Origin of the sequence: Leptolyngbya sp. FACHB-321 (assembly GCF_014695975.1) — a bacterium.
Lineage (GTDB): Bacteria > Cyanobacteriota > Cyanobacteriia > Leptolyngbyales > Leptolyngbyaceae > Stenomitos.
In genome coordinates, this window is the sequence record NZ_JACJPI010000064.1 from 268213 (window position 1) to 293577 (window position 25365).

General features: G+C 50.8%; 24 protein-coding genes. 18 read left to right on the forward strand and 6 right to left on the reverse strand.

The window, feature by feature from the left end; all coding sequences use genetic code 11:
* A complete protein-coding gene (thrS, locus tag H6F76_RS16785; protein WP_199322152.1) occupies positions 1-1824 on the forward strand; it encodes a threonine--tRNA ligase in 1824 nt (607 codons plus the stop codon).
* 201 nt (positions 1825-2025) lie between these two features.
* Here the strand turns inward: thrS and H6F76_RS16790 are convergent, their stop codons facing one another.
* A complete protein-coding gene (locus tag H6F76_RS16790) occupies positions 2026-2376 on the reverse strand; it encodes an S-layer protein (RefSeq protein ID WP_190449535.1) in 351 nt (116 codons plus the stop codon).
* A 196-nt stretch (positions 2377-2572) separates the two neighbouring features.
* Here H6F76_RS16790 and H6F76_RS16795 point away from each other — a divergent pair, with 196 nt between their 5' ends.
* The gene (locus H6F76_RS16795) at positions 2573-3121 is read left to right on the forward strand and encodes a sporulation/spore germination protein (protein ID WP_190509972.1); all 549 of its coding nucleotides are present in this window, start codon (positions 2573-2575) and stop codon (positions 3119-3121) included.
* 49 nt (positions 3122-3170) lie between these two features.
* Here the strand turns inward: H6F76_RS16795 and H6F76_RS16800 are convergent, their stop codons facing one another.
* On the reverse strand, positions 3171-3848 hold the full coding sequence (locus H6F76_RS16800; protein ID WP_347276050.1) for a DNA-3-methyladenine glycosylase: 678 nt from the start codon (positions 3846-3848) through the stop codon (positions 3171-3173).
* Positions 3849-3931: 83 nt separating this feature from the next.
* Between H6F76_RS16800 and H6F76_RS31085 the strand changes: the two genes are divergently transcribed.
* The 4 genes from H6F76_RS31085 to H6F76_RS16815 all read left to right on the forward strand — a co-directional run bounded on the left by H6F76_RS31085 (position 3932) and on the right by H6F76_RS16815 (position 7811).
* Positions 3932-4054 (forward strand): hypothetical protein, encoded by a 123-nt coding sequence (locus H6F76_RS31085; RefSeq protein WP_277881239.1) that lies wholly within the window; start codon positions 3932-3934, stop codon positions 4052-4054.
* 291 nt (positions 4055-4345) lie between these two features.
* Entirely contained in the window at positions 4346-4546 is a 201-nt protein-coding gene (locus tag H6F76_RS16805) for a hypothetical protein (RefSeq protein ID WP_190509974.1), read from the forward strand.
* Positions 4539-6269: an MBL fold metallo-hydrolase gene (locus H6F76_RS16810; RefSeq protein WP_190509975.1), complete on the forward strand. Its 1731-nt coding sequence runs from the start codon at positions 4539-4541 to the stop codon at positions 6267-6269. Before H6F76_RS16805 ends, H6F76_RS16810 begins: the two co-directional genes overlap by 8 nt.
* A 195-nt stretch (positions 6270-6464) precedes the next feature.
* Positions 6465-7811 (forward strand): ABC transporter substrate-binding protein, encoded by a 1347-nt coding sequence (locus tag H6F76_RS16815; RefSeq protein WP_190509977.1) that lies wholly within the window; start codon positions 6465-6467, stop codon positions 7809-7811.
* A gap of 127 nt (positions 7812-7938) precedes the next feature.
* On the opposite strand, the gene H6F76_RS16820 is transcribed toward H6F76_RS16815, so the two are convergent.
* A complete protein-coding gene (locus tag H6F76_RS16820) occupies positions 7939-8835 on the reverse strand; it encodes a hypothetical protein (protein WP_190509979.1) in 897 nt (298 codons plus the stop codon).
* Between the two features lie 525 nt (positions 8836-9360).
* On the opposite strand from H6F76_RS16820, the gene csaB reads away from it, so the two are divergent.
* The 6 genes from csaB (at position 9361) to H6F76_RS16850 (ending at position 15601) form a co-directional block, all read left to right on the forward strand.
* Complete coding sequence (csaB, locus tag H6F76_RS16825) at positions 9361-10407, forward strand: polysaccharide pyruvyl transferase CsaB (protein ID WP_190509981.1); 1047 nt, start codon at positions 9361-9363, stop codon at positions 10405-10407.
* A 227-nt stretch (positions 10408-10634) separates the two neighbouring features.
* The gene (purM, locus tag H6F76_RS16830) at positions 10635-11660 is read left to right on the forward strand and encodes a phosphoribosylformylglycinamidine cyclo-ligase (protein ID WP_190509983.1); all 1026 of its coding nucleotides are present in this window, start codon (positions 10635-10637) and stop codon (positions 11658-11660) included.
* A gap of 4 nt (positions 11661-11664) precedes the next feature.
* Positions 11665-12483 carry a 16S rRNA (adenine(1518)-N(6)/adenine(1519)-N(6))-dimethyltransferase RsmA gene (gene rsmA, locus H6F76_RS16835; RefSeq protein WP_190509985.1) on the forward strand — a complete coding sequence of 273 codons (819 nt, stop codon included), beginning with the start codon at positions 11665-11667 and terminating at the stop codon, positions 12481-12483.
* A gap of 128 nt (positions 12484-12611) precedes the next feature.
* A complete protein-coding gene (gene ispE / locus H6F76_RS16840) occupies positions 12612-13580 on the forward strand; it encodes a 4-(cytidine 5'-diphospho)-2-C-methyl-D-erythritol kinase (protein ID WP_190509987.1) in 969 nt (322 codons plus the stop codon).
* Positions 13581-13679: 99 nt separating this feature from the next.
* Positions 13680-14021 carry a DUF3082 domain-containing protein gene (locus H6F76_RS16845; protein WP_190509989.1) on the forward strand — a complete coding sequence of 114 codons (342 nt, stop codon included), beginning with the start codon at positions 13680-13682 and terminating at the stop codon, positions 14019-14021.
* A gap of 473 nt (positions 14022-14494) precedes the next feature.
* Positions 14495-15601: a glycosyltransferase family 61 protein gene (locus H6F76_RS16850; RefSeq protein ID WP_190509991.1), complete on the forward strand. Its 1107-nt coding sequence runs from the start codon at positions 14495-14497 to the stop codon at positions 15599-15601.
* Between the two features lie 277 nt (positions 15602-15878).
* Here H6F76_RS16850 and murQ read toward each other — a convergent pair whose 3' ends face one another.
* Complete coding sequence (gene murQ, locus H6F76_RS16855) at positions 15879-16793, reverse strand: N-acetylmuramic acid 6-phosphate etherase (RefSeq protein ID WP_190509993.1); 915 nt, start codon at positions 16791-16793, stop codon at positions 15879-15881.
* A 108-nt stretch (positions 16794-16901) separates the two neighbouring features.
* Positions 16902-17327: a DUF3110 domain-containing protein gene (locus H6F76_RS16860; RefSeq protein WP_190509995.1), complete on the reverse strand. Its 426-nt coding sequence runs from the start codon at positions 17325-17327 to the stop codon at positions 16902-16904.
* A 425-nt stretch (positions 17328-17752) separates the two neighbouring features.
* Here H6F76_RS16860 and atpD point away from each other — a divergent pair, with 425 nt between their 5' ends.
* The 3 genes from atpD (at position 17753) to dxr (ending at position 21104) form a co-directional block, all read left to right on the forward strand.
* Positions 17753-19210, forward strand: a complete 1458-nt coding sequence (atpD, locus tag H6F76_RS16865; RefSeq protein WP_190509997.1) for a F0F1 ATP synthase subunit beta — start codon at positions 17753-17755, stop codon at positions 19208-19210.
* 106 nt (positions 19211-19316) lie between these two features.
* Positions 19317-19727 (forward strand): ATP synthase F1 subunit epsilon, encoded by a 411-nt coding sequence (gene atpC / locus H6F76_RS16870; RefSeq protein WP_190449548.1) that lies wholly within the window; start codon positions 19317-19319, stop codon positions 19725-19727.
* A 189-nt stretch (positions 19728-19916) separates the two neighbouring features.
* Positions 19917-21104, forward strand: coding sequence for a 1-deoxy-D-xylulose-5-phosphate reductoisomerase (gene dxr, locus H6F76_RS16875; RefSeq protein WP_190509999.1), 1188 nt, complete (start codon positions 19917-19919; stop codon positions 21102-21104).
* A 42-nt stretch (positions 21105-21146) separates the two neighbouring features.
* On the opposite strand, the gene H6F76_RS16880 is transcribed toward dxr, so the two are convergent.
* Positions 21147-21638, reverse strand: a complete 492-nt coding sequence (locus H6F76_RS16880; RefSeq protein ID WP_190449550.1) for a thioesterase family protein — start codon at positions 21636-21638, stop codon at positions 21147-21149.
* A 625-nt stretch (positions 21639-22263) separates the two neighbouring features.
* Between H6F76_RS16880 and H6F76_RS16885 the strand changes: the two genes are divergently transcribed.
* The 3 genes from H6F76_RS16885 to pstS all read left to right on the forward strand — a co-directional run bounded on the left by H6F76_RS16885 (position 22264) and on the right by pstS (position 25320).
* Positions 22264-23115 carry a universal stress protein gene (locus H6F76_RS16885; protein ID WP_190449551.1) on the forward strand — a complete coding sequence of 284 codons (852 nt, stop codon included), beginning with the start codon at positions 22264-22266 and terminating at the stop codon, positions 23113-23115.
* A gap of 290 nt (positions 23116-23405) precedes the next feature.
* A complete protein-coding gene (locus tag H6F76_RS16890) occupies positions 23406-24020 on the forward strand; it encodes an SRPBCC family protein (RefSeq protein ID WP_190510001.1) in 615 nt (204 codons plus the stop codon).
* Between the two features lie 181 nt (positions 24021-24201).
* Positions 24202-25320, forward strand: coding sequence for a phosphate ABC transporter substrate-binding protein PstS (gene pstS / locus H6F76_RS16895; RefSeq protein WP_190510003.1), 1119 nt, complete (start codon positions 24202-24204; stop codon positions 25318-25320).
* The last annotated feature ends 45 nt before the right edge of the window (positions 25321-25365 follow it).

Consider the following 25365-nt stretch of genomic DNA (forward strand, 5'->3'; position numbering starts at 1 on the left):
ATGCCTGTTTCCGCCTCCCCCGAAGACGATCAACCAGAGAAAATCCATCTGCCTCGCACCAGCGAATCGGAACCGTTGCAGAGGATTCGCCACACCACGTCTCATGTGATGGCGATGGCGGTGCAAAAGCTGTTTCCGAAAGTGCAAGTCACGATCGGACCTTCGATCGAAACTGGCTTCTATTACGACTTTGATAGCCCAGAGCCATTTACTGAGAAGGATCTGAAGGCAATCAAGAAGGAGATGACGAAGATCATCAACCGCAAACTGCCAGTGATCCGGGAAGAGGTGAGCCGGGAAGAGGCTCGGCAGCGTATTCAGGCAATTAACGAACCCTACAAGCTAGAAATTTTAGAAGGCTTGCAAGAACCAATTACGCTCTATCATCTGGGCGACCAGTGGTGGGATCTGTGCGCGGGTCCGCACGTTGAGAGTACGTCTGAGCTTAACCCTGATGCCTTTGATTTGGAAAGCGTCGCTGGTGCCTACTGGCGTGGCGATGAAACTAAAGCTCAACTTCAGCGCATCTATGGCACTGCTTGGGAAACTCCGGCACAGTTGGCGGAATACAAGCGGCGTAAAGAAGAAGCTCTGAAGCGCGACCACCGTAAGCTGGGCAAAGAGCTGGGTCTCTTTATTTTTTCGGATTCGGTTGGTCCTGGTTTGCCACTGTGGACACCAAAGGGAACGGTACTGCGATCGATCCTCGAAGACTTTCTTAAGCAGGAACAACTAAAACGGGGCTACCTGCCTGTCGTCACCCCCCACATTGCCAGAGTGGATTTGTTTAAAACCTCTGGGCACTGGCAAAAGTATAAAGAAGATATGTTTCCGCTGATGGCAGAGGATGAGGCAGCAGCGGCACTGGAGCAGGGCTTTGTCATGAAGCCAATGAACTGCCCCTTTCACATTCAAATCTACAAAAACGAACTACGTTCTTACCGTGAGCTACCACTGCGGCTAGCAGAATTTGGCACGGTCTACCGTTATGAGCAATCGGGTGAACTCGGCGGTTTAACCAGAGTGCGCGGCTTTACGGTTGATGACTCGCATTTATTTGTCACGCCTGAACAGTTGGATGCTGAGTTTTTGAGCGTGGTGGATTTGATTCTGTCCGTGTTCAAGAGCCTGCAATTGAAGAACTTCAAAGCGCGTTTGAGCTTCCGCGATCCTGATTCTGATAAGTACATTGGCTCGGATGAAGCATGGGATAAGGCTCAAGGAGCGATTCGTCGTGCGGTAGAAACACTGGGCATGGATCACTTTGAAGGCATTGGGGAAGCGGCATTTTATGGTCCCAAACTAGACTTTATTTTTCAAGATGTGCTCGATCGCGAATGGCAGCTTGGCACAGTTCAGGTAGATTACAACCTCCCCGAACGCTTTGACTTGGAATACGTTGCCGAAGACGGCACTCGCAAGCGACCTGTGATGATTCACCGTGCGCCGTTTGGTTCTCTAGAACGACTGATCGGCATTTTGATTGAAGAGTATGCAGGCGATTTTCCGGTCTGGTTAGCGCCGATTCAGGTACGCCTGCTGGCGGTTAGCGAAGATCAGCTACCCTTTGCCAAACAGGTGGTGAGCCAACTGCTGGCGATCGGTATTCGGGCAGAAGTGGATACCAGCGGCGATCGTCTCGGCAAGCTGATCCGTAACGCCGAAAAGGACAAAATTCCCGTGATGGCAGTGGTTGGTGCTAAAGAGGTGGAAGCCAATTCTCTTAGCATCCGTACCCGTGCCGCTGGCGAATTAGGCGCAATTCCGGTGGCAGAAGTGCTAGAGCGGCTGAAAGCGGCAAATGAGAACCATGCTAACTTTTGAGGCTATGCCTCAGTGGTAGGACATTAGGAGATTTCTGAGAAAGAATGTACCGCTTGTAGGGGGCAGGTTTTGTCAGAATTTTACTCATAGCCGCTCACGTTGGTATCAAACCTGACCCTACGGGTATTTTGTTTGCTAGCAATCTTCTTAGTAAGCGATACGCTTTCGCGGATCGGCTCCGGTGGCGGAAGTCCAGCTTTTCTACTGGTCTACTGATGCAGGCTGTTGGTTTAGCAGTCGCTCGATGAGGCTAGGAGGAGTAGCTTGACGATAGGCTCCACAGTAATGCATTGTGAGGACTGCCTTAAACGCCCAATGATTGGCAGGCACATCGACAAATGGGTTGGGCAATGTTTCGGCTCGATTCTGTACACAGGCTTCAAGTACCTGTCTAGCAGTTGGTTCAGCCTGTGCTTGATCGCCTGATGTCTGTGCGATCGTGCGAGGTGGGTTATTTGGCAAAGCCGCGCTCGCCGCTAGAGGTAGCATGAGCGTGGCGATCGCCGACAGCATTACTGTGCTGAAAATTGTGCTGAAACGGTTGCAGTTCATAGAACAAACCAAGGAGAGGTTAAGAGTGCTAGAGCTAACATTTAACTGATAAGACTAGTGTAGTCATGCAAGCGCTGAAGTGCATTTAAGGGCAAGTGTTAGTGACGGCTGCTGGACTTGAATGGCTATGATGCTTGCTCTACCAGCACCTCTTACCAGAAATGATTTGTGTACAAGCTGTCTTTTTGATGCTGTTATGACTACTACTGTTGCCCGCTTGACGGTTTGCCTGATGAGCCTCATCGCTTTAACGTTGGGCAGTTGCAGCGCTCCGCCTGTGGCTGATGCTCCTCCTGGCGATCGCAGTCCGGTGCCTACGCCTTCACCGAGCGCGACACAGCCATCACCCTCTCCTAGTGTTGCCGCTCGCCTGACACCACCGACGGGCACACCCAGTCCGACGACAACAATCAATATCTATAAAGTCGATACGCAATGCGCGAATTTGGCACCAGAAAAGGTGACGGTGACAGCCTCGAAATCCTTGGAGGCAGCGATCGCGCAAGTGCTAGCCGAAACCGATAGCGGTGACTTCAGCATTGCGGGCTACCGAGTCAGCCAAGAAGGGGCGCGGGCGATCGTCGATCTCCGCCTTCCTGCTAATGCTAAACGCAGTTTCTACTCCCTCTCAAGTTGCGAACAACTTGCCCTCTTTGGCGGCATCCGCAAAACGTTGCTCAACAACTCCCAATGGAAGATTCAATCCGTACAGTTTACGGAGAAAGGGCAGGAGATTGTTTTGTAAGAAAGGCTGAAGGCTAAAGGCTGAAAGCTGAAGGCTAAAAGGGCTGGTTTTATCCTTTAGTTCTTATCTTTATACTTTCCACTTTCGACACGGCTGGGCAGTTTGCCAGATACCAGCGCCAGGGGAAGTCAGTGCCCTGAGTTAAGCCAATGCGGGTTGTTTGGGTCAATGAATGTGTGCCGTCATCTAGCTGCTGTTGAAACGTGGCATCGCGGTGTTCGAGCCACAGCGGTTGTTCCAGTTGCAGCGGTTGGGCAGTAAAGCTCAGGTCAATCTTGAGGGCGCGACAGAGTTTGCCAGGTCCGGCAGCAATGCGGTGAGGTTTTGGCTCTTTTTGTCGATCGATCCAGGGTGGAATCGTTTCAAGCTGGAGTGCCCGGATTAATACAGCGCTGGGCACTCCATCCAAGTCAGTGACAACATTCAGGCAGTAATACATCCCATAGATGAGATAGACATAGGTCATGCCAGCGGGACCAAACATTACGCTGTTGCGATCGGTGCGGCGGCGGTAGGCATGACAGGCAGGATCGCCTGGGGTATATGCCTCAGTCTCGACAATCTGCCCACGCCAGGTCGTGCCATCAGGTAACAGTCGCACAAGGGTACAGCCGATGAGGTCAGGTGCAACGGCTGTAGAAGGGCGGGAAAGCCAGGACGGTGAAATGACCAAACTTGTTGCGAGATTCTGTGAATTGGTAGGATTACGGAAAGACCGTTTTACAATCTTCAAACGTTTAAGAGCGTACTGCGATCGTAGGCCGCTCTTTTAACTTAAAGTCAAACCTTCATTTAGAGAGGCATAAAAAGATGGATGTTAAATTAGCACTGGTTGTACTCACGGCTGTCTTTACAGTAGCGTGCTTGTTTTTCGGCACCAAAAACGGCTTTTACGATACTGACGACTACCACGGCAATGGTTCTGCTCATTGAGGCACTCGTAAGACCTGTGCAATCTGATTGCTGAGAGTGCTCAACACCTTACCGGCAGGAGCAACGCGCTTGTAAGGTAGCCTCTTATTGCCGTCGCCATAGAGCTTAGAACCTTGGAAAGGGAGTGTATGGGCTTGCCCCTAACCAGAATGCAACCCCTGCACCTTGTTTCAACTAATATGGCTACTGCTGTAAGACCAAGAGATGCAGAGACTTCAACGCTTTCTAACCGCATACGACATGGTTGTATTCATGTTGATACATTCATGTCGATTCAGTGAGTTGGAGTGCATGGCTGGTTGGTTTAACCCTACGTTGATGAGTCGGCAACATTGCTTCATCGGTGTATCTGGTGCAGAAGTGCAGGAATGTTTGCCCTCTGCACTAGGCTGCTGGACAACTAAGCCTGAATCCTTGATTTCGCTAACGAAAGCGCCGTCCTGCAAGATAACCGACGTGAACGCCAGAGTAGGACGACGCGAACGTGAGTGAACTGGAATGTGTAGCGTATGGTGTGGGAGCAGATGAGGGCATCTGCCTTCTGCTGAAGCTTGGGCGCTATCGTGTTTTATTGGACTGTGGGCTGGCAGATCTCTCTACGCTGCTGGCAGAAACGACGGTTCCTCCAGCCGATTTAGTGTTGTGCAGTCATGCTCATGCCGATCACGCGAGGGGATTGTTGGCACTGCATCAAGCGTTTCCTCAGCTACCCATTTATGCAAGTGAGGTGACGACACAACTGCTGCCGCTGAACTGGTCTAACGTGAACCATGATGCCGATCGCAATGTAAGGGTGATCGAGCCATCACCCCTTTGTCATGCCTTACCCTGGCGCACGCCGATCGAGTTTTGTGATGGTCTCAGCGTTGAGCTGTATCCAGCAGGGCATTTGCCTGGTGCAGCGGCATTTTTGCTCACCTATGCACCGTTGCCAGAGGACGATCACCCAGCTCGTGCCTACACCATTTTTTATACAGGCGACTTTTTTCTTTCGAATGCGCGACTGGTCGAAGGGCTGCCCCTGGAAGAACTGCGAGGCATTGCCCCGGATGTCTTGATTGTGGAGGGTAGCTACGGCACGGCACGACATCCCCACCGTCGTCAGCAAGAAAATCAACTGGCAGAACGCATTGACCGAGCGATCGTCAACCAGCAATCGATCTTGCTACCAACGCCAGCGCTAGGGTTAGGGCAAGAACTCTTGATGCTATTGCGGAGCCATCATTATTTCACTGGGCGTGATCTAGATATCTGGGTAGATAGCACGGTTGCCGCAGGCTGTGATGCCTATATGGAGATCTTGCCTCATCTGCCGACTGCGGTGCAAAACTTTGCTCGGCATCAATCCCTTTTTTGGGATGAGCGCGTGCGTCCACGGGTGCGTGCGCTAACCCCAGACCAGCAGTTCCATTTGGAGACGCATCCTGCGATCGTGCTGGCTGATGAAGCTGCTGATCTGAGCCAATACTATGGCACCAACCCTGATGCCTGGTTAATCTTGCAGCCACAGCAACCTCACTTGGCGGGAGAGGAGCGAGGAGAGAGGGGAGAAGAGAAAGATGAAAGGGAGGCAGGGGAAGCAGGCGTAGCAAAGAGGCGAAATGATTCTTACCCCTCACCCCTCACCCCTCTCACCGAAACCTACCTGCTGGCGCAGCATGGCGATGGTCCTGGTACAGCGCAGCTCATTCATAACTTGCGCCCACAGCACGTAGTTTTCATTCATGGTTCGCCCACTTATTTGGCAGATCTCGCAGGCTTAGAAGAACTGCACAACCGCTATCACCTGCACACACCGTCTGCAAATAGCCTGGTGGAACTGCCGATCGGCGAGACGTTTTTACATACTGCTGCGCCTGAAGCTAGTTATGAAGGTGAATTGACCGAACTCAACACGATTGTCAGTATTACTTTACCGGATGCAATTACAGCCGATCCGCGCTGGCGGCAATTAGCCGATACAGGACTAGTAGAGGCTCGCTGGCAGGGTGATGAACTGGTCTTGCGGGGTCTGCCACAACGGGAACTCCTGCGGCCTAGCGATCGCCTGCTGGACTGGGTAGACGGTAATTCGCCGCTGCGTAGCTGCTGTGGCAATTGTCGCCATTATCGTGGACAACGCTGCTGGAATCAGCTTTCGCCCTTGTTTGAGTTTAAGGTTGCACCAGAAGGTTTTTGTCCCGTCTTTGAGCCGCTTCAACCGCCAGAGGATTAAGCCTGGCTACCTTTGATCAAGATTAGGTTTAGCTTATGAAGTTAGTTGTAGAGCGCAGGTATACCGTTCCAACAGCGAACCGTTAGAGGGAATATACCCCACTGACTTGGAAGCCTTGCTGTGATTCTCAGCACCTGGTTTAGTGTCGATCGCCCATACCCTAAACTATTAGAAATGTTGATGAGTCTAATACCGATGAAACCCCTCGCTTCAGCTAATCGTGTTAAACCTGCTAAAGCTGTGAGCCTAGCGATCGCAGTGCTAGCGATCGGTTTTCTCTCTGCTGCCTGTCAAGAAGCCGCTGCACCGCCAGCCAGTACTTCTGCTGGTTCACCGTCACCTGGGACACCTTCTGCTGGTGATGCCAAAAGCCTAAAAATTGGCACCCTGCTCCCTGCAACGGGCGACCTGGCTTCTGTCGGTCAGCCAATGCTAGCGGCAGTCCCACTACTGGTCGAAACCGTTAACCAGTGCGGTGGAGTGAATGGCGCTCCAGTAACGCTCTTAGCCAACACCGATGACCAAACTGACCCAACGGCGGGTGCAGACGGTATGACCAAGCTCGCAGAAGTGGATAAAGTAGCAGGCGTGGTCGGGTCATTCGCTAGCAGCGTTTCGGCGGCGGCAATTCCGATCGCTATTCGTAACAAGGTAATGCTCGTCTCCCCAGGCAGCACCAGCCCAGTCTTTACAGAACGAGGTCAAAAAGGCGAGTTTCAGGGCTACTGGGCGCGCACAGCTCCACCAGATACTTACCAGGCGCGGGCACTGGCAAAGCTTGCCTATGAAAGAGGCATTCGACGAGCAGCCACGGTGGTCATCAACAACGATTACGGCAGAGGGTTTGAGAAAGAATTTGTGCAGGCGTTCAAAACGCTCGGCGGCACCATCACCAATGAAGCAAAGCCTGCTCGCTATGACCCCAAAGCCACCACGTTTGCAACCGAAGCTCAAGCTGCCTTTGGCAATAAGCCGGAAGGAGTGGCTGCGGTTGCCTATGCCGAAACAGGTGCGCTGTTGCTGAAAACTGCTTACGAGCAAGGGCTAAGTAAAGGGGTGCAAATTCTACTGACTGATGGTTCCAAGTCTGATCAATTTGCTACTCAAGTAGGCAAGACAAGCGATGGCAAATTTATTCTGCAAGACGCGGTGGGGACCATTCCCGGTGCTGACGGCAAAGCGCTTGATGCATTGACCAAACTCTGGCAGGCAAAATTTAAGCAAGCCCCTGCTGCGTATGCACCCCAATCATGGGATGCTGCTGCCTTGCTGGTACTCGCTGCTCAAGCTGCTAAAGCAAATACCGGTGATGCAATTAAGAGCAAGATTCTTGACGTGGCAAATGGTCCTGGTAAGGACGTAAGCGACGTGTGTGAAGGGCTGAAGCTATTGAGCCAGGGAGAAACCATCAACTACCAGGGAGCTAGCGGCAACGTCGATATTGACAAGAACGGTGATGTCTCTGGTGTCTATGACGTGTGGCAAGTGGCAGCAGACGGCACGCTAAAGACGGTTAGTAAGGTGAGTCCTGCAACCAAGTAGGGAGTAGGGAGTAGGGAGTAGGGAGTGAAACTAGAAGTCAGACGTTAGAAAGCACGAACTTTCTAACGTCTGGCTCCTAACTTCTTCTTTCTCGTGAGCGTGGCTGAAGACAGTGCGTTAGAACTACCTAAAAGCCTGCAAAGTTGTAGCCAATTCCGATTAAAACGCCCAGTTCAATACCATCAATCAAGCCTGCGTTGGCGGCAGCGGTAAGCGTGAGTTGGGGTGAGAGTGGAACGTCGACGCCACCAGAAACAATCAGGTCGGCGTTTTTGCGATCGCCTGTAGAAAACGACGCACCAACGCCCACATAAGGCGCAAAGCTCACTCGTCCAGCGCTTTGAATTGGAAAGTCGAGCGTAACGGGGAACAGGAAGCTGACATCACCATTGATCAAAATTGTTGGTCGTACTGAGATGTTGCTGGTCAAGCCAATCTTGCTCAAGATCGCGCCGCTCAAATCGCCGAGAGGCGTGCTGCCGATCGCGCCAATGTTTGCACCGACACCGACATAGCTGGAGCCAGAGCGGGTTGCCCGACCTGGTTCGATCGGCTCAATTTGGGCAAGCACGGGTGCAGTCGTCTGTGCAAAATCCTGCTGCTCGGCAAAAGCAGATGTTGACGCTTCAAGGTCAAGTGCTGCTGCCGACGTTGGTACTGTGCCGGGGGCAGGAACGGCTAGCGTGGTTGCAGCAGTCGAGCTAACAGCCGTCTCTACCTGAGGCACGTTTACCGATTGAGCTGACAAATTCGCTGGCTGATTCGCTACCGACGCGGTTGGCTCTAACGCCGCAGACAAAACAGCTGTTGTCTCCTGGGGAGCCACAGCAGCATTGCTGAAAGACGCTGCCTCTGGCAATATCAGATTGCTGGTTAAACGAATCGTATCAGCCATCTGTAGCATTGGGGCTTCGGAAACCGGATTGGTTGTTTCGGCTTGAACCGCTAACTGACCACAGGCGATCGCAGAAACAGCAAGACTAAACGACAGACACAGACGATCGATCGAACGGTTAAATTTCACGGACACATCTCCACACGTAATAAAAAATTGGGTAGCTACAACTGGTGTTAAATCGAGCGGTTCATACAAGTCTGCTCTCTCACTCTAGTTAAACGCGGCAAAGCGATCGTCCCGGTGGCGATTGAGAACGTATTTCCACAAAGCCTGTTGCCAGGTAGAGCGTTGATACTTAGCGTCATCAGGCTTCAGCATTCAGAAGTCTGAGTAACAGCAAACTGTATAAAAGCGCTTCCAATAACGGCAAATTGCTTCTACCTCTATTCAATGAGAAACGGAGTGCTGGTGAGTCACTCCTACGGTAGATCATGTCCTAAAAGCTCAATTCTCTTAGGGCTTACACACTTGACGCTTGAAATATTGCTCCCTTAAAAGGGGAAATGCCAAAAGTCCCTTTTTTGATGAAAGTAGAAACTTCTGCTGCGTCAGTCCTATCTTTTTACACTATCGACCAAGCCAAGGGTCAAAATCGAGGATGATTGGATAGCAACGCGATATGACAGCACCAGCCAAACGCTGAAAGCAAAGATGGGCACCCGAGCAGTTTTGTGTGGATATTATGGGCAGGGCAATGGTGGCGATGAGGCGCTGCTGGCATCGCTGCTGCAAATGCTGCCAGCGTCGGTAACGCCGATCGTGCTATCGGGTAATCCTGCGCAAACCCACGATCGCTACCATGTGGAGGCGATTGATCGCAAAAATCCCTATGCGATCCAGCAAGCCTTACGCAGTGCCCAGGTCTTCATTTGGGGCGGTGGCAGTCTGCTTCAAGACGCGACGAGTGCGGTTAGCCCTCTCTACTATGCAGGCTTGATGGCGCTGGCACAAAAAATGGGTTTGAAAACGATCGCCTGGGCACAGGGCGTTGGTCCACTTCAGCGATCGTTCACACAATGGATGGCACACCAAACGTTTGCAGGCTGTGATGCGGTTAGCGTGCGTGATCATGGCTCGGCTGCCATGCTGTCTAACTGGGGCATTCCTTTTACGCTGGCTCCCGATCCAGTTTGGGCACTCGAATCAACGCCAGTCGAGGGTTTGTGGGATTTGCCTGCGCCTCGTGTTGCCGTTAACCTACGCTCTCACCCGCAGCTATCTCCAGCGCGGCTAGAGACGTTAACGCAGGCATTGATCACCTTTCAGAAAGCAACTCAGACTTGCCTTTTGCTGCTGCCCTTTCAAGCCGCTCAAGACCTGGCGATCGCCGAAACCATTCAGCCCCAATTGCCCGATGTCAGCCACATTCTGCAATTAGAAGATCCACAGCAGTTAAAAGGGGTGTTTCGTGGCGTAGAGATGGCGATCGCCATGCGCTTTCACGGTCTCATCATGGCAGCTGCCGAAGGCTGTCGTTGCTTTGCCCTCAGCTATGACCCCAAGGTCAGCAACTTGATGCAGGCACTCGATCTACCAGGCTGGTCTCTCGCAGAGATTCCCGATGATCCAAACGCCATTAGTCAAACCTGGCTCGAACTCTACGCCAACGGTGAAGCCCTTTCCACCGATCAAATCCAGTTTCAGGTCGATCGGGCGTTGATTCATCGAGAGGTCTTGGAGACAGCGATCGGGGAGTAGAGGGAGAAGGCGGAAGAACGGCAGAAGGCAGAGGGCAGGAGGTAGAGGGTAGCATTTAGGATTTAAAGCTCAGCACCTCTAGCGCGGGGGCGCAAAGTGCTGCTCAAAGTTTCCCTTGCTTCCTCTGCTACTCTTACTTCCCCCGCTTCCCCATCTTCTCCGCTCTCGCTTTTCACCCCCAAGCCAAGTAAAATACAACCTGCGACGATCGCCCAAAGGCAACTGACATGGATTATCGAGAGGCGGGTGTAGACGTTGAGGCGGGGCGGGCGTTTGTGCAGCGTATCCGCAGCATGGTAGACAGCACAACACGACCAGAGGTTTTGGGCAACTTTGGTGGGTTTAGTGGGCTGTTTCAACTGCCGGTTGGTTACCGTGAGCCTGTGTTGGTGTCTGGCACCGATGGCGTGGGGACGAAGCTCAAGCTGGCGCAGAACCTCGATCGCCATGAAACCGTTGGCATTGATCTGGTCGCTATGTGCGTGAACGATGTGCTGACCTGTGGCGCAGAACCGCTGTTTTTTCTCGACTATTTGGCAACGGGAACGCTGAACTCAGAGCAACTGGCAAATGTCGTGTCGGGCATCACGACAGGTTGTCGGCAGTCAGGCTGTGCGCTGCTAGGCGGCGAAACGGCAGAGATGCCAGGGTTTTATCAGGTAGGAGAATACGACTTGGCGGGCTTCTGCGTCGGCATTGTAGAGAAGAGTAAGATTCTCGATGGGTCGCAGGTGCAGCTTGGCGATGTGGCGATCGGTCTTGCCAGTCAGGGAGTTCACAGCAACGGCTTTAGTCTGGTACGCAAGATTGTGGACGATCGCGGCTACAACTGGAGCGATCGTCCAGATGCCTTTGACGGCAAAAGTCTGGGCGACGTACTGCTGACACCCACGCAAATCTATGTGCAGCCCATTCTGGGAGCGCTCAAGCAAGAATTGCCGATTCACGGCATGGCGCACATTACAGGTGGTGGGTTGCCAGAAAACCTGCCGCGCTGTCTCGGTGTGGGGCAGGCAGTCAAGGTCGATCCAACTGCGTGGACGGTGCTGCCCATCTTTGATTGGTTAGCGGCTGAAGGCGATGTCTCCCCAACGGCAATGTTCCACACGTTTAATATGGGGATTGGGTTTGTTGTGCTAGTACCAGCAGAGGCTGTCGCCACTACCATGCAGTATTTTGCAGACCAGAATCTAGCCGCTTACGCGATCGGCGAGGTGGTTTCTGGCAGTGGCGTTGTGGGTCTACCGGAGTAACCCTGTGCCCCAACCCCGTAAAAAATTTGCCCAACACTGGCTTCGTAGCGAAAAAGCACTCAATAGTATTGTGAATGCAGCCGCGTTAACAGAGCGCGATCGTGTCCTCGAAATTGGTCCTGGTACAGGCATCCTCACCCGACAATTGTTGGCGCTTGCCCAGGCAGTCGTTGCCGTAGAAATCGATCGAGATTTATGTGAGCTATTAGTCAAAAAGTTTGGCAAAGTCGAGCATTTTTTGCTGCTACAAGACGACTTTCTCGCTACCGATCTCGATCGCTTACTGGCACTATCGCCAGAGTTTCAAAATCCGAACAAGGTTGTTGCCAATATCCCTTACAACATCACAGGACCGATTATCGAGAAACTACTGGGCACGATCGCCGCTCCCAATCCTCAACCGTTTGATGCGATCGTTCTTCTGGTGCAAAAAGAAGTCGCCCTGCGTCTTTGCAGCAAGCCTGGTTCCACCCATTTTGGAGCGCTGTCTGTGCGAGTGCAATATCTTGCCGAGTGCCAGTTTATTTGTGATGTCTCCGCCAAAGCGTTTCAGCCTCCGCCCAAAGTTGACTCTGCCGTAATTCGCCTGTGTCCTCGTCCTGTGGTTACGCCTGCCCATAACCCTCGGCACCTGGAAACGATCGTCAAAGCCGGTTTTGCCAGTAAGCGCAAAATGCTACGCAATAATCTAAAAAGCTTAGTCGATGGCGACCGACTCACCCACCTACTAGAGCAATTAAACGTTAATCCCCAAGTGCGCGCTGAAGACCTGAGCGTTGAGCAGTGGATTTCGTTGAGCAATGAACTACAAGAAGGTTGTTAGTTATTAGAAGGCAGAAGGCAGAAGGCAAAAGGCAAAAAGCTGTACTCAAAGCTCTCTAACGAAGCGGCGCAAAGCGCTACTCAAAACTCAAAACTTCCCCCCACTCCCTACTCCCTACTCCCCACCCCATGCGTTCTTACTCCCTTCTCGCTCCTGCCAAGATCAATCTCTATCTCGAAATTCTGGGCGACCACGTAACGGGTGGCGAAGATTCTCGACCGTCTGGCTTTCACGAAATGGTCATGGTGCTTCAGAGCATTAGTTTGACCGATCGCGTTGATGTACGAGCCAGTGGCACCGATCTGATTCGGGTTTACTGCTCACATCCTCAAGTGCCCAGTGACGCTAGCAATCTGGCGTATCGAGCGGCAGCGCTCATGAGCAAGCAGTTTCCAGACAAGTTTGCCCGCTACGGTGGGGTCGATATCACGATTCACAAACAGATTCCAGTAGGGGCAGGGTTAGCAGGTGGGTCGAGCAATGCGGCGGCTGTGCTAGTGGGGCTAGATCTGTTGTGGGAACTGGGGCTAACACGAGATGAATTACAGGATCTCGGTGCGGTACTTGGCTCTGATGTACCATTTTGCATTGCGGGAGGCACTGCCCTTGCAACCGGGCGCGGCGAACAGCTTGATGCGTTGCCTGCCTTGACCGATCGCTATGTGGTGCTGGCAAAGTATCGCAGCCTATCAGTGTCAACAGCATGGGCATACCAAACCTATCGACAACAGTTTGGTGCATCGTATTTACGTCGAGGTAGTGACCTGGAGCAACGCCAACAGCAAATTCATTCAGGTGCAATGATGGCTGCGATCGCTCAACGAGACGGCACCAAGATGGGGCAACTGCTGCGAAATGATTTGGAAAAAGTCGTCTTACCAGCGCATCCTCAAGTCGTGCAGTTACGGGAAGCGTTTCAGCAGACCAACCCACTCGGCACGATGATGTCTGGCTCTGGTCCCACCGTCTTTGCGTTAGCAGAATCGCAGACACAGGCGGAAGACATACAGGCACGGGTAAAAGCGGCGATCGCCAACCCAGACCTAGAATTTTGGATCGCTACCTTTAACCCGTTTGGCATTCGGATAGTAGAGTAGAGACTTAAGGGCTTTTAGATTGCAGCCTAAAGTGTGTGCGTTTACAACCTTTAAGCTGTTCACTGCACCAATCCACAAACCCACTACATTCTTATTGCTATGAGCGAACCAACTAACTCTGCTCCGGTTGTTCAGGTTTCTAAAGAAGGTGCACCTGCACCAAGCCCATTACGCTGTATTGGTGGGTCGATCGTCGCCGGTGCCATTGCGGTTGTCCTTTATCGGCTGACTAGCTCGATCGCGATTGCCTTCGCCTCCAAACCGCTCCAAACCGATAATTTCACTACGCAACGCATTTCTGCCGCCGTTCGTACGCTAATCATTGGGTTAAGCTCACTAGGAACGGGCATCTTTGCCTTAGCAGCATTTGGGCTTTTTGCCCTGGGCACCCAACTACTGCTCCAGCGATCTAAGGAAGAGTCAACTCCACCCAACGCTTGAATCTATGTTCTCAAGTATCCATTAGAAAGATAATCTGACAATAGCTGAAAGATGTCTTTCTAGACGCGCATGAAACCGATTGCGCTAAATCAATCTGACCAAAACCGTACATAGCACATGCTAACTAGTGCTGTGATCAATCTTAAGCAAACGGTGGCATGGTGATAGGGTTTCCCCATGCTCAAGCACAGTTGGCTTGCTTCGCTACGCGCACCTAGGCAAACTACCTCTAGCAGCTTTACTATTAGTATCTATTGCTACTTAATCCTCTGCTACTTATAGTTTACAAAGAAAAAGTATTCGCGATTTATTATATCTTTGCAGAAAAAGTCATTTGATTAAAGTATAAGTAAATAGGGTCGTGGAAATAAAGGCTCTAATTTAATATGCAGAGAGATTGATTAATTGCCAGTGGCACTCATTCAGGATTCACCAATTAAATAGAAAACTTAAATAAAGCTAGGGAGTTTAAGATGGATCTCTCTCTAAAAACTGTGGTTCCACCAATTAGTGTGGAACCTACAATGATGTTTAGTTATCCTACGTGTGCAGCGGATGTCTATACACCCAGGGTTGAACAAATCTATTTGCCTGGTAAAGAAGATGTGCCAGAACTTCCAGTTGAGGTTAAAGTCACTACAAAATACACTTGGGCAGTACAACTAACTAGTTGGAAATGGAAGTTTATTGAAAAATCAGTCAAGCTTAGTGGACATAAAAAAGCGCTCAATTATACAGGGCATTTTATCTTCGATGCTCGTAACGAAGCTGATAAAAATGTTGCACACCTTCTTGAAAATAGTTGTACCTATGCGTTGCTGGCAAAGAAGCTGCTCTCAGAGCACCTTGGGCGGGCAGTTGAAGTCAGTGTGATTTTGAAGAAAAATGTACCTGCTTTTGCACGTGAGTTGTTTAACTCCTTAGGTATTCCAATTATTTGCACTAATTTTGAAGTTTATGGAGATGTCGTCGAAGTTGTTCATAACTATAACTACCGACTGTATGGCATTCAGGCAGAGCTGTTTAATGTAGAGCTTAAAGACTACAATCCAACTACTCCCGAACGAGTCTTTATTCCTCGCCGTGGTAGCCGTCAATTAATCAATAATAATGAAGTTGTCAATTTTCTTAAGGAGAGAGGCTTTACAACCTATTACTTTGAGGATCTGACTGCAAGTGAAAAGTGGTCAATTGCTCGCAACGCTAAAATAGTTGTTTCGGTTCATGGTGCTGGAACAGGAAACTTTATTTTTAATCGTTTAGGATTAGCACCTCAGGCAGAAAAAGGAAGCGGATTGTGCCTTATTGAGTTGCTTTCTCCAAGTTTTACAATTCATACCTATAGACAATTCGGCACTATTTTAAACGGAAAATGGTGTGGTGTCCGTGGTCAGATTACCCCTGAAGTGTTGCGGTATCTAGACTTTGACACGCGCCCCCGTAATACGCTTAAATCACCAATTCGTGATCCGTTCAAGATTGATTTGTCTAGCTTGCAAATGGCACTAGATTTTATGGCTGTTGATCAAGTGAAGTTGCCTTCAGAAGAGTTGGCACCTAAAGGAGTTGGGATTGGGTAGGAGGTGAAGTGACTCTTATCCCTTCAAGCTTTAGGTCATATAGTTCCATATCGCGACGATTCATGAAGCCGACTGGCATGGATGCCCTTGTTTAGGCAGTGACAAGAGCCTCAGTGGGGGTGATTGAAGCGAAACCAAAAGATAGGGCAATAAAGAACTTTTGAAGTCTGAAGCAATGTAAAGCCGTAGCCTGAAACGTACGATCGCTGATTGCGTAGGTTGGGCTAGCTTTATGAAAGTTGATCTCCATATGCCAGAGCGGTCATAGCAAGAAACGTTACTTGTTCACTGCTGAAACGGCTTTTCTCAAATTTCCTTGGTGGTCTGCCAAAAGTTGATCGCCCGCTTCTTTCCCCAGTCCTGTCCAGTGCATTAAGAGTGCTAGTTTAACGCTGCGATCGCTTTGTTCTAGCAGATGCCCTGCTTCCTCACGGCTCAAATCTGTCAGATCTTGCAAAATGCGAAGGGCGCGATCGTGCAGCTTTTTGTTTGTAACCGCAACATCTACCATGCGGTTGCCGTACACTTTGCCTAGCTGCACCATTACGCCTGTAGAGAGGATATTAAGCGCTAGCTTTGTTACGGTGCCTGCCTTAAGACGCGTCGATCCTGCCAGCACTTCGGGACCCACTAGCAAGCGAATGTCTACATCAACTTGAGCACTCACCTGATCGGCAGGTACACAGGCAATAAAAATCGTTGTGGCTCTTTGTTGCCGTGCCGCTTGCAAGGCACCGTGGACGTAGGGCGTGGTGCCGCCTGCGGTAATACCAACCACGACATCCAACATCGTAATCTGTCGATTGTCGATCGCCGCTGCACCGTCATCTGCCCGGTCTTCCAGCCCTTCGGAACTACGGACTAACGCCTCGGTTCCGCCAGCAAGAATGCCTTGCACCTGTTCTGGATGAGAACAAAACGTAGGTGGACATTCTGCTGCATCCAGCACGCCTAAGCGCCCGCTCGTACCTGCCCCGATATAAAACAGTCGTCCGCCCTGCCGTAGTGCCTTCGCTGTGAGATCGATCGCCGTTGCCAGTGGCTCGCGTGCCTGCGCGATCGCCTCGATCGTTCGTGTATCCTCCTGGTTAAACAGATCTACCAACTCCAGCGTCGTTAACTGATCTAAGTGCTGGCTCTTCGGGTTTGCCTGCTCAGTCAGTAGGTGTCCGCGCTCGTCTAGATTCGGCATGGGAATGAAAAGAAGGGATAAAGGATAAAGGATAAAGGATAAAAGGCATCTAAATTTAGATATCTTTATCCTTCTGCCCTTGGCCTTCTGCCCTCTGCCTTTTACCTTCTACAGCAGTCCCTCCAGTTGACGACGAATGCGCTCTAGCTCTGCTGCCGCGATCGCATCGGCTTCGGATTCCGGCTCTAATTCTGGCTGTGGTGTCTCTGGCTGTTTGTCTTTTTGCCAATCGGTTTCAACCAAATTGCTCTCAGGCGGCGCCAGTAGTAGGCGCTCGGCATCTGTCTGAGGAACAAAGCCAGCCGGTACAAGCTGACCTTCGTAACCAGTGCTCTCACAGAACTCTTCAATATCAGCCTGTTCCATCGCTTCAACGGTAGGCACCGGAAAATCCTGTGCCTCTAGCAACAGTGCGTAGCGGGTGGCATCGTCTTCCTGCTCAAAAATCAGCACGAGGTTGCGATCGCCAATGCGAATGGTGTGGATGCCCTCATTCTCCCTTCCCGCATTAAACAGTAAAACAAACACCTGCATAGTTACAGTCTTCTAATTAAAGTTGTTCAGTCCTGATTATTCTCCGCCCTTAAGTTAGTTAGCCTCGTCGCTGGTGGTCACTTGTTAAGAGCGGCAACCCAAGAAGGTAAGATGCAGCGGCAATGGTCAATTTTTAGAAGAATGATCATTGGTCATTAAGGTCAGAGTTCATTTTACTCCTTCACCCCCCTACCCGTTCCAAGAAGAAGCGATACCCCTTCACCCTTTCTTCTCTTTCACTTCTTCACCAACTTTAGACTCTCCTTCATTAACCGTAACCATTCAGTGATAAGCTGATCGTGGCAATTTAATAGTGATAATTTAAGTTCAAGACCGCATTCCGGCAGAAAATCGTTCCCGGCGTGCGATCGCTGAATCACAACATCTTAAGTTACTGAGGCTACACCACAGCATAAGGCGCGAGCATGGTCACCACCACAGAAAAAACTCACATCGGCTATATCACGCAGGTCATTGGTCCCGTTCTGGATGTTAAATTTCCAAGCGGCAAGCTGCCAGCTATCTACAACGCTTTGACGATTAGAGGCACCAACGCAGCCGGACAAGAAGTATCCGTTACTGGCGAAGTGCAACAGTTACTCGGCGACAGCCAAGTGCGGGCAGTTGCTATGAGCACTACCGACGGCTTAGTACGCGGTATGGAAGTAACAGATACAGGTGCACCGATTAATGTCCCGGTTGGTCCGGCGACCTTAGGGCGCATCTTCAACGTCCTTGGTGAACCAGTTGATAACAAGGGTCCCGTTGATACCAGCGAAACATCACCCATTCATCGCTCTGCACCAAAGTTTACCGATCTAGAAACAACGCCATCTGTCTTTGAGACAGGTATTAAGGTGATTGACTTGCTGACCCCCTACCGTCGGGGTGGCAAAATTGGTCTGTTTGGTGGTGCTGGTGTGGGCAAAACCGTCATCATGATGGAATTGATCAACAACATTGCAACCAATCATGGTGGTGTGTCGGTCTTTGGCGGCGTGGGCGAGCGCACCCGTGAAGGTAATGACCTTTACAACGAAATGATCGAATCAGGTGTGATCAACAAAGACAACCTGAGTGAGTCGAAGATTTCCCTAGTCTACGGTCAGATGAACGAGCCACCCGGAGCCAGAATGCGGGTGGGTCTGTCTGCTCTCACCATGGCTGAATACTTCCGCGACGTGAACAAGCAGGATGTGCTGTTGTTTATCGACAACATCTTCCGGTTTGTGCAAGCGGGTTCGGAAGTGTCAGCGCTACTAGGTCGGATGCCGTCTGCGGTAGGCTACCAGCCCACCCTCGGTACAGATGTGGGCGATCTGCAAGAGCGGATTACCTCTACAACTGAAGGTTCCATTACCTCTGTGCAAGCGGTTTACGTCCCTGCGGATGACTTGACCGACCCTGCACCTGCAACGACGTTTGCTCACTTGGATGGCACAACTGTGCTGTCACGGGGTCTAGCATCGAAGGGCATTTATCCAGCGGTTGATCCACTGGATTCGACCTCGACCATGTTGCAGCCTGCGATCGTTGGTAGTGACCACTACGACACGGCGCGGGCAGTGCAATCTACCCTACAGCGCTACAAGGAACTTCAGGATATCATCGCGATCCTGGGTCTGGATGAGCTGTCGGAAGACGATCGCCTGACCGTTGCTCGTGCGCGGAAGGTTGAGCGCTTCCTGTCACAGCCGTTCTTTGTGGCTGAAGTGTTCACCGGCTCTCCTGGTAAATATGTCAGCCTTGAGAAAACAATCAATGGCTTCAAGCGTATTTTGGCAGGCGAACTGGATGATCTGCCTGAGCAGGCGTTTTATCTGGTGGGTGACATTGACGAGGCGATCGCTAAAGGCGAGAAGTTGAAGTCAGACAGCAAGTAAAAGGTCGTTAGTAGTTGGTAGTTGGTTGTTAGAAAAAATGCTAACCACCAACTACTAACTGCTAACAACTCTCTTGATTAATCGGTTTGACTTTAGGAGAAATTTTATGCCATTGACCGTTCGTATTGTTGCACCCGATAAAACCGTCTGGGATGCAGAAGCAGAAGAAGTAATTTTGCCCAGCACTACCGGGCAACTAGGCATCTTGGCAGGTCATGCACCTTTGTTAACAGCGTTAGATACAGGCGTGTTGCGCGTTCGCTCCGGCAAAACCTGGACTCCGATCGCGTTATTGGGTGGCTTTGCCGAAGTTGATAATAACGAAGTCACTGTGCTGGTGAATGCAGCGGAACGTGGCGACACGATCGACAAAGAAAAAGCGCGGACTGCCTATGCGGACGCTGAAACAAAGTATAACCAGTCGCTACAAAGTGACGATCGCTCAGCGCGGATCCAGGCGACACAAGCCTTCAAACGTGCGCGAGCAAGGCTTCAGGCAGCAGGCGGCACAGTTTAATATTCGACCGCAACAACGAAATAGCAGTAAAGGGTACGGCATTGCCGTACCCTTTGCCGTTTTGCCCCTACCGTTTATGTGGGCTGTGCTGCCGCGAGTGCTGATCAAATGATACCCAGACAAGATTCCTTCAGCGTTCGGTCATACTAAACCGTAAGATAAGGGAGGCGTGACTGGACTTCGGCGATCGTGAAAGCAATTTCCCTTCTTGGCTCCACTGGCTCCATTGGTACTCAAACACTCGATATTGTTGCCCAGCATCCCGATCAGTTCCGCATTGTTGGGTTAGCGGCAGGACGCAACGTTGCCTTACTAGCCCAGCAAATCCGCCAATTCCACCCCGCAATTGTGGCGCTTTGCGACACAGACTTATTACCTGATCTCCAAGCCGCGATCGCCGATCTTGATCCGCAGCCAACGCTTCTAGCGGGTGAAGCTGGAGTGATTGAGGTTGCCCGCTGGAGTACAGCCGATGTGGTCGTCACAGGCATTGTGGGCTGTGCCGGACTATTGCCAACCATTGCAGCGATCGAAGCCGGTAAAGATATTGCCTTAGCGAACAAAGAAACGCTAATCGCTGGTGCGCCTGTTGTGCTGCCGCTAGTGCAAAAACATGGCGTAAAGCTACTGCCTGCGGACTCCGAGCATTCAGCGATTTTTCAGTGTCTCCAGGGTGTGCCAGAGGGGGGGCTGCGCCGGATTCTGCTCACTGCTTCAGGTGGAGCGTTCCGAGATCTGCCAGTTGAACAGCTAGCAAACGTCACTGTTGCCGATGCGTTGAAACATCCCAACTGGTCAATGGGGCGGAAGATTACGATCGACTCCGCCACCTTAATGAATAAAGGGTTAGAAGTCATCGAAGCGCACTATTTGTTTGGCGTAGCCTACGATCAGATTGCGATCGTCATCCATCCTCAAAGCATCATTCATTCACTGATTGAGCTTCAGGATACCTCTGTGCTGGCGCAACTAGGCTGGGCAGATATGCGCCTACCGTTACTCTACGCGCTGTCTTATCCAGAACGCATCGCCACTAATTGGGAACCGCTTGATCTGGTTAAAGCAGGTACGCTAACCTTCCGAGAACCCGATCACCAAAAATATCCCTGTATGCAATTAGCGTATGCAGCCGGTCGTGCGGGTGGCTGTATGCCCGCCGTGTTGAATGCCGCTAATGAGCAGGCGGTGGCTCTCTTTTTGGATGAAAAAATTCAATTTCTAGACATTCCGCGCCTGATTGAGCGTGTGTGCGATCACTATCAGGCACTCAACCGACCCGACCCAAGCCTTGATGAGATTATTGATGCTGATCACTGGGCGAGACAAGCAATCCTGACTGCCAGCCAAACACCACTCCCGCTGCTTTCAAGTCGATAATTGCAAGCTGCTAGTGATGCCTTTCTATAGAAAGGTTGTACGTTAAGGCGCAGTAAGCTTGACCAGTGCTTCTTTCACAGCAGGCGGTAATTGGCGCATAATTTTGCCTTTCTCGCGATCGACTGCCACCAACGCTACACGAGCCGTTGCAAACAGGTCTTGCCCATCCGTAGACTGAATCTGGTAATCCCAGTTAACACGGGCTCCCTCCATATTTACCATGCGGGTTCGCACTACCACTGCCATACCCATCTGCACCGATTGGTGATAGCGAATCGACAGCTCAACGACCGGCAAATCACAGCCTAGCGCAACTAAATCAGCAAACTCAATGCCAATGGAGCGCAAGCACTCTACCCTTGCTTCTTCCATCCATGTCACATAGGCACCATGCCAGACGATGCCAGCGTAGTCTGTATGGTGCGGATGCGCCCTGACTAAATACTCAAACCAATGCTCTGAAGCTACCTGCAATGAATTTTGGAGCACTCCTGTTGGTGGGAGTTGGCGTTGATCCGGCTGATCATTTGTCATAGAGTCAAGCGTTCTAGTGATCGAGGCTTTTGTATTATTTTATATCAATCTATCCGGCATTTGTTTACGTTAATTAACTCAATCACTTTCTTTACTCTTAAAAGTTATTAATGAAGTGATAACGCGCAGCCCAGAAAGGCAACATGTTCACTCTGTAGCAATTAGCTGCAACGCTTTCTAGGCAACGAATATATTAGGGGAAAACCCTGAAACCTTCTTTCAAAGCAGGGCTAAAAAGCTGAGCGATCGACTAATCTTTCTTGACATCTCTTCATGCTCGGTGGTGCAACAATGCGTAACAGTCCTCCTAGTTTGCTAGAGGTTAACGGTAAAATCCTAGATTAGAAAGCAGTGGCTCAACTACTGTTCTGCGTGCTCCTTGCCTAACCTTTAGCCTCTTAGTAATAACTGCCAGTGATAGCTGTCAGATTGTACTAGCGGCGATCGCAGTGTTGTCCTCTGCCATAGCAATACTCAGTCAGTTATGTCTCGTACGTATTGATTGAAGTCTTACCGCAGCGGACTAATATGGGCTACGGCTGACAACCTGAATTGGCTTGCCATTGCTGCCGCACCAGGGGTTAGAAACTCTAATTTGTTTTTATGAAAAGCGTGAGGTAAACCCATGATCGAAAAAATTCTTCTTGCTGATTCTGGTACTGGGCATTCTGAAGAAATGCTCAAAGCGCTGGCAGATATTCCTTCGATGCGGACGGCATCGGTAACAGTTTTGCACGTTGTACCGCCCCAGATTACGTCTACTGGAATGGAAGAGCAGCGCGAAAAAGGCGGCGAAATTCTTGCTAGCGCAATCCAATCACTGAACCTTGATCCCGATCGCGTCTCTGGTCTTTTACGTGAAGGCGATCCTAAAGATGTCGTCTGTAAAGTGGCTGATGAGATTGATGCTGATTTAATCATCATGGGTTCCAGGGGGCTTCAGCGCCTGGTCTCAATTTTGGAAAACTCCGTTAGCCAGTATGTCTTTCAACTCTCGTCTCGTCCCATGCTGTTGGTGAGAGATGACATTTATGTCAAAAAGGTCAAGCGCGTTATGGTAGCGCTCGATCGGTCGGAGTCAGCGAAGCAAAGCCTGAAACTGGCGCTGTTCTTGCTCCGTGACCTCAAAGGTGGCGAACTTATTCTGACGCACATTGATCCTGACCTGACAGGCAAATCTGGTTGTTCTACTGGTGCTGTATCTGAGCATGACCCTGTATTTGCAACTGCTATTGCTGATGCGAAACGGCTTGGTATTAGCTACCGCTGCCTCTCCTGCGTTGGCAAACCGGCTAAAGAACTCTGCCGTTTAGCTGACGAGCTAAATGTGGATTTGCTGCTGTTAGGTTCGCCAGAGCGTCGTCCCTCGATCGCCAAAGGTTTGCCTGACCTCGATCGCTTGCTGGGCAACTCCCTTTCAGACTACGTGCGGGTTTACGCCAACTGCCCCGTTCTGTTGGCGCGTACGGCAACCTAGCGCCGCTTCTTCAACTTACAATCTGGCGACGGAGCATTTCGATCGACGGGGTATTGAGGGTGAACAACATTCAATGCCCCGTTTGCGTCTGTGCCTGCCACAGACGGTCTTTTCATAGCCTGTTGCAAGCTTCGTTGAATCTTCATGCCTTACGTAATCTTTCTTTGCAGTTATGGCGCTATGCTTGCGGATAGTACGGAACACCTCCTACCTTGAATGACTTTTGATCGCGCTGAAGCGATGCTAGTTCCGTACAACCCGTATGATACAGGCGTTTTTGGACTGGCATAATGACTTCTACTGCACCCCTACTTACCCGTACTTCTACTGCCTTCACTGATACTGCTTTCACTGACGTTGCGATCAAGCGGCAAGCGGATGTGTGCTCCAAGCAACTCCTTAGTGGTGAGATTGTGCTGGAAACCCGTAGTCATTCTGCCTGGGGTGGTGCAGTGACCGCTCAGATGTACTTGCCTCTAGAGCGGGCGAATGCATGGCGACAATTAACAGACTATCCCCGCTGGGTGCAATACTTCCCCGCACTGACCCGTAGCGAAATTATCAGCCATAACGATTTCAGGCTTGGTAAGCAAAGTGCAAAAGATGGTTGTAAGCGTTTGTACCAGGTAGCGGGTAAAGCATTTTTGTTTCTGACCGCACAAGTAGATATCTATTTAAAGGTGATCGAAACAGCACACCAGCAGATTCAGTTTCGGCTAGAGTCGGGCAGTTTTCATGACTTTGCGGCTGATTTGACTCTGCAAGACTATAGTAATGGCACCTTGTTAACCTATTCTGTGCAGGCAACGCCTACCATTCCAGTGCCTTCTATCTTTATTCAGCAGGCAATTCAGATGGATCTGCCAGCCAATATGCGAAGAATGCGCCAAGTTCTCTGCCGCTAGCAGCTAGGCATCACTAGAGGAAGTAGAGTCTCAAAGATAGAGGGTTAGAACTCCTTTGTCTTAACGGTTTGATTACTGCTTTAAAGAGCTCTGTCTGGAAGTAAATGTAATTTCGGTTACTTAACCTTCTCTTTACTGACGCACGCTAGCGTTAGGGCAGATGTGTTAAGTTGCAGAATTTATGATCTCCTCTCTAAAAGCAGCCCGTTGGGCATTCTCGGCTTCGGCGATCGCCCTTACAGTCGGGCTTACAGCCTGCGGACCAAGCACACCTCCAGCTGGTGGTCCTGCTCCAGGTGGCAGCGCGGCTCCAGCAGCAAGTTCAGGTGCTGGCGGCGGTACGATTTCCCTTAGTGGTGCAGGCGCAACGTTTCCAGCGCCTCTCTATCAGCGCTGGTTCGCTGAGTACAATAAAACAAACCCAAACGTTCAAATCAGCTATCAGTCTGTAGGCAGCGGTGCCGGAGTTAAGCAGTTCATCGCTAAAACTGTGGACTTTGGTGCGACTGATGCTCCCTTGAACGATAAAGAAAGGGCGCAGTATCCGAAGGATCTTGGTCAACCGCTGCAAGTTCCTATGACGGGGGGCGCAGTTGTTTTTGCCTATAATTTGGATGGCGTTGACAACTTAAGGCTGTCGCGTGAAGTCTACTGCGGTATCACTGGGGGCACTATCAAAAAATGGAATGACCCCAAAATTGTGAAAGACAATCCTAATGCCAAGCTTCCAGATGCTGATATTGCGTTTACCCATCGCTCAGATGGTAGCGGTACAACCTATCTCTTCACCAGTCACCTGAAAGCTGCCTGCCCAGGCTGGCAAGCGGGTGCTGCTAAGTCGGTTGAGTGGCCCGTTGGCACAGGCGCTAAGGGGAACGAGGGTGTAACGGCTCAAATCCAGCAGACAAAGAATGCGGTTGGCTACGTTGAGTATGCGTACGCTAAAGAGAACAACCTGAAGTTTGCCGAATTGCAGAATAAAGCGGGCGGGTTTATTGCGGCTACGCCTGAAGCGGCTGCCAAATCACTAGAAGGCGCGACTCTGCCAGCAGACTTCTCGCTGGCAGTGCCTAATCCAGCAGCTAAGGACGCTTATCCGATCGTCGGGTTGACCTGGCTGTTAGTTTATGGTCAATACAGTGACCCTGCAAAGGCTGATGCGCTCAAGAACTTCATCAAGTGGGCATACAGTGCCGAAGGCTCTAAGTATGCGACCGAGCTGGGTTATCTACCAATTCCGCAAGACATTTCCGGCAAGGCGACTGCTGCTCTTGATAATGTTAAGGTTGCGGCCAAGTAGCATCGTGACCTGATTGGCACGTAGCTATCGTCATGCTTGCGGCGG